This window comes from Hymenobacter agri, assembly GCF_054778495.1.
The window spans coordinates 1-4,769 of sequence record NZ_BAAGZM010000320.1 but is presented as its reverse complement, the minus strand read 5'-3'; the positions used below and the strand labels follow the sequence as shown (position 1 = coordinate 4,769).

Sequence of the window (4,769 nt, the reverse complement as noted above, 5' to 3'; positions counted from 1 at the left end):
GCCACGCGCAGCACGGTGGTGCAGTGCTCGCCCTTGCACCCCGGCCGCACCGCCGACGCCGCGGTCACGCTGGCGCGGCTGTTTGACGAGTTAGTGAGCTAGCTATCTGCTCGAAAAATAAATTACTTGAAACAGAGCGGATTCGACTAAATGGATGGAACAGCAGCCCTGAACTGATAATCTAGGTGTAGTCGTCGCTGCTTGCTTTCGGGCAATAAAAGGAAATATGAGTGTTCACGAAACTCATTCCTTTTGGGCATTTTATAAACGTTGATTCGTGAACGGGTTTTGTAAACTCGCCTGGTACTGCAGTTTCTTGCGAGACACTCGTTTTTGGCTAGTTACTAGTAGTTCAGCGAAAGGAGTGTATCGTTGTGCATGCGTGCCGACCCTTCGCGCCGTTGCTTACGGGCCAGCACCCGGCCATTTACCTAGCCCTTCCACCATGAGCACCGCGTTTCCCCAAGTTGATGGTTCCATTCTACTGCGCGCCGATGGCTGTGCCCCAGACTTCTTGCAGCGCTTGGACGAGCACCACCTGTTTTTGTCCCGCTACTTCGCCCCGGACAACGGGTTTTTGGACCACACGCTCGCGAGTGTACAGCACTTGGACGCGCGCTTGAAGGCGGGCAAGGAGGCCCGGCAGCCCTTCCCCCGGGCCTTTGTGGACGGGGCCATTGCCTACTGCGGCGAGGTGCTGCGCGCCCTAACGGGCGGCACTTGGTCTCTGCACGCCTGGCCCGCCGACCAGTGGGGCGGAGTCCGCTATTTTGCCAGCATCGACACGCCGAGCGGCCAGCGCATCGCCGTCGGGATGCTGGTCGAAGGCGACGTGGAACGCGACGGCGATTCGCGCCTCTACCTCAAGCTGCGGCTGGAGACCTCGCCCTCCTTTCTGTCGGTCACCAAGACGCATGAACACCCGGCAGGAGACCAGTTCTTCCCTCGCTTGTCGGACTTGCCTTGAGTGGGCTTTTGCGCTCCCACTTCCCCAGGCAAATAACTGTTCACGCAAACGGTGATTTAAATAAATTAATACAGATTTCATCGACGATACCAGACACTGGTATATAAAAAAAATCTCCCCGCCAATTGGCAGGGAGCTTTCTCAGAAAAAGGAACGCAACTATCGCATCACGCGCCCGGTAATGCCGCTACCGCGCCTCCACCACGCTGATGGCGTAGCCGCCGCCCGGCGCGCAGTATTGCGCCAGCTTGCTTTTACGCGTCACCGACATTTTGCGGATGGTGTAGGCCTGCGGGTTCTTCTCATAGTGCGCGTCCTTAGCATCGGCGTAGATGGTGGCTACGTACTTTTTGCCCGGGTCGAGGAAGGCGAAATTGATGTTGGAGGTGCGGCCGTTCTCGTCGCAAGTGCTGCCGATAAACCAGCTGCTCTTGCCCTTGGCTTTACGGGCGATGGTGATATAGTCGCCGGGCTCGGCTTCGAGCACGTGCGAGTCGTCCCAGTCCACGGCCACGTCCTTGATGAACTGGAAGGCGTCGAGGTGCTTGTTGTAGTTTTCGGGCAGGTCGGCGGCCATCTGCAGGGGCGAGTACATGGTGACGTACAGGGCCATCTGGCGCACCAGGGTGCTGTGCACGAACGAATTGTTCTGCGGGTTGATGGCGCTGATTTGGGTCTGGAAAATGCCCGGCGTGTAGTCCATCGGCCCGCCAATGAGGCGGGTGAAGGGCAGGATGGTGGTGTGGTCGGGGTTGCTGCCGCCGAAGGCTTCGTACTCGGTGCCGCGGGCGGCCTCGTTGCCAATCAGGTTGGGGTAGGTGCGGGCCAGGCCGGTGGGGCGCACGGCCTCGTGCCCGTTCACCATGATTTTGTGCGCGGCTGCTTTTTCCAGCACGTACTGGTAGTGGTTGTTCACCCACTGGTCGTAGTGGTGGTGGCCCAAGGGCACGATGTCGCCCACGTAGCCGGTTTTCACGGCGTTGTAGCCGTACTTGTTCATGAACACGAAGGCCGAATCGAGGTGCCGCTCGTAGTTGCGCACCGAGCCCGAGGTTTCGTGGTGCATGATGATTTTGACGTTTTTGCCGGCCGCGTACTGTTGCAATTCAGCCACGTTGAAATCGGGGTAGGGCGTCACGAAGTCGAACACGTAGTCCTTGTGCTTGCCGAACCAGTCTTCCCAGCCGGTGTTCCAGCCTTCCACCAGCACCGCGTCGAAGCCATGCTTGGCGGCGAAGTCGATGTACTCCTTCACGTGGGCGGTATTGGCGGCGTGCGTGCCGTTAGGCTTCACGGTTTTGTAGTCGATGGAATCGAGCTTGATGTTGTCCTGGTTGGTGTACGACCACGTGCTGCGGCCCGTAATCATCTCCCACCACACGCCTACGTACTTCACCGGCTTAATCCAGCTCACGTCCTTGAACTTGGTGGGCTCGTTCAGGTTCAGCACCAGCTTCGATTCCAGAATGTCGCCGGCCCGGTCGCTCACAATCACCGTGCGCCAGGGCGAGAGCGCCGGCGTCTGAATCAGACCTTTGTCACCCACCGCGTCGGGCGTGAGGTGCGATTCGAGCACGAAGTTCTTGTCGTCGAGCTCCAGGTGCATGCACGAGTAGTCAAGCAGCGCCGCCTCGTGGAGGTTGATGTACAGCCCGTCCTGGCTCTTGAGCATCAGTGGCGTTTGCACGCCGGTGGGGGAGAAGGTGGTTTGCGAGGCGTTGCCGGTCACGGCCGATTTCATCAGCCCGCGCACTTCCGAGAGCTTCGAGGTCACGGTGCTGTATTCCTGCGTGTCGTAGTCGCCGGGCAGCCAGAAAGCCTTGTGGTCGCCGGCCAGCGCAAACTGCGTGCGCTCCTCCTTGATGGTGAAGTAGTCGAGCTTGGGCTGGCGCGGAAACTCGTAGCGGAAGCCCAGCCCATCATCAAACACCCGAAACCGCACCCGAATACTGCGGCCGGAGGCGGCCTGCGCCAGCGTCACGGCCAGTTCGTTGTAGTGGTTGCGAATGGTTTTCACCTCGCCCCACACCGGCTGCCAGGTTTCATCGAAGCTGCGCTGCTTCGAATCAGCCACGGCAAAGCCGCTGGTAAGGGCCGGCGCGTTTTTCAGCTCCAGCCCCAGCTTGCTGGGTTTGATGACGGCGCGGCCCTTGTAGGTAAGCTGGTAGGTAGGCGCGCCATCGGCCTGTAGCGCGAACTGCAGCGCGAGCTGGCCGTTGGGCGATTTGATAGTTTGGGCCGCTGCCGCGTGGCAGGCGAGGCCAAGGGCCGCGAGCAGCAGGACCGAATGCCTGTGCTTTAGGAAAAAAAGAACCGGTGAAAAGAAGTTGAGAAGCATGCGAAAGCGGGGGAAATCGGCTGAAAAGTGCTTGCCCGTTCCCGAAAGGCGCGGCGCAGCATAAGGTGCAAAAGTAGGTCGCAGGTGGTGGCAACCGCTCCCACGCGGCGCGGGCTAGCGCCCCGGTAGCAACTTTGGAATTCGCTGGCCGGCCTCCGGTCATTTAACGCCGCGGCCGAAATCATTACGCAGCTCCCGCTGTTGCCACTTGCCCTGTTGGTTACCAAGCTCGTGCTCCTCCCCCTATGTCTACGCCTCTTTCTGACATCACTACCGAAGCCGACGTGCGGCTTCTCGTCGATTCCTTTTACGCCAAAGTAAACCAGGATGTCCTGCTCGACCCCATCTTTAACGGCTTCGCCCAAGTCGACTGGCCCAGGCACCTGCCCAACATGTACGATTTCTGGAGCGGGCTGCTGCTGGGCACCAGCCGCTACCTGGGCCGTCCGTTTCCCAAGCACATTCCGCTGCCCATCAATGGCACGCACTTTCAGCGCTGGGTAGCCCTGTTTTTGGCAACGGTGGATGAACTGTTTGCCGGGCCCACCGCCGAGCAGGCCAAGTTGCGCGGCCAGTCCATCGCCCAGTTGTTCGAAGTGCGCCTGCGCGAGATGGGCTCGCTGTCGGTGCTGTAGCCGGAGGAATACGCAGGGCGAAAAGCCCGCCGTGCTGCGTGAGGTCGAAGCATTGGTTATTTTGTAATCAATGGATTGCATTGCGTGGTATCAGCCGGAATTCTGAATCAACTAAGGTGTGCACGGCCGGCAGCGGGAAAAACGTAAAACGGTAGCGAACTGCTTGCATGGCCGCTATTCAACCTGAACATCCGGCTCGGCCAGCATTGCGGGTGCTGCGTCGCCTTCCTCCGAAGCCTCCCGGACAAAGCGGGCTTTGAAACGGGCATACAGCGCGTTCATGCCCAGCAGCAGCAGGCCCATGAAGATGAAGACGAAGGCCCGCGTGATGGTGCCGCTGCGGCTCAGGTCGAAGAACACCAGCCGGAGCAGCGAGCCCAGCATGCCGGCCAGGGCGAGGTAGCGCAGGTCCTGCCGCCGCAGCAGCAGGCTGGTGCTGAACACGGCCACCACTTCCACCATCAGCAGCACGGTGAGCAGCGAGCGGTCGAAGGATTGCACCAGCAGCAGCGTGAGGGCCAGGAAAGCCGGGTAGAGCAGCCAGGCTTCGAGCACGCGGCGGGGCGGGCGCCCCAGCCAGTTCCAGGCCGGCGAGAGGCCGGTATGAGCAAGCTGGTTGGCTCGCAGCGCCACTGCTACGTACCCGAAGAGCAGCGCTACGGCCGTAGCAGTGGCCCACCAATCGGGGCGCAGGAGCTGCTCCGGGCTGAGGTAGCGCAGGCAGACCAGACTGGCCGTGCCGGCGGCCAGCCAGTAGTAGAGGTGGCCGTACGCGGCCAGCCGCCGGAAGCGCAGCGGAATTTTCGCCGCCGCGAGCGTCAGGGCCACC

At 60.7% G+C, this 4,769-nt stretch carries 5 protein-coding genes; 3 read left to right on the top strand and 2 right to left on the bottom strand.

All coding sequences use genetic code 11. The features are described from left to right. Both ACYVDE_RS14725 and ACYVDE_RS14720 read left to right on the top strand, forming a co-directional pair. On the top strand, window positions 1-102 hold a 102-nt coding region (locus ACYVDE_RS14725; RefSeq protein ID WP_460502303.1), incomplete at its 5' end, for a DUF3037 domain-containing protein. Between the two features lie 343 nt (window positions 103-445). Beyond that, complete coding sequence (locus ACYVDE_RS14720; protein WP_460502302.1) at window positions 446-967, top strand: hypothetical protein; 522 nt, start codon at window positions 446-448, stop codon at window positions 965-967. A gap of 187 nt (window positions 968-1,154) precedes the next feature. Here ACYVDE_RS14720 and ACYVDE_RS14715 read toward each other — a convergent pair whose 3' ends face one another. Continuing rightward, window positions 1,155-3,305: a glycoside hydrolase family 97 protein gene (locus ACYVDE_RS14715; RefSeq protein ID WP_460502301.1), complete on the bottom strand. Its 2,151-nt coding sequence runs from the start codon at window positions 3,303-3,305 to the stop codon at window positions 1,155-1,157. Between the two features lie 245 nt (window positions 3,306-3,550). Here ACYVDE_RS14715 and ACYVDE_RS14710 point away from each other — a divergent pair, with 245 nt between their 5' ends. Next, window positions 3,551-3,940 carry a group III truncated hemoglobin gene (locus ACYVDE_RS14710; RefSeq protein ID WP_460502300.1) on the top strand — a complete coding sequence of 130 codons (390 nt, stop codon included), beginning with the start codon at window positions 3,551-3,553 and terminating at the stop codon, window positions 3,938-3,940. 174 nt (window positions 3,941-4,114) lie between these two features. Here the strand turns inward: ACYVDE_RS14710 and ACYVDE_RS14705 are convergent. After that, window positions 4,115-4,769 (bottom strand): hypothetical protein (locus tag ACYVDE_RS14705; RefSeq protein WP_460502299.1); only part of this gene is annotated, 655 nt, incomplete at its 5' end.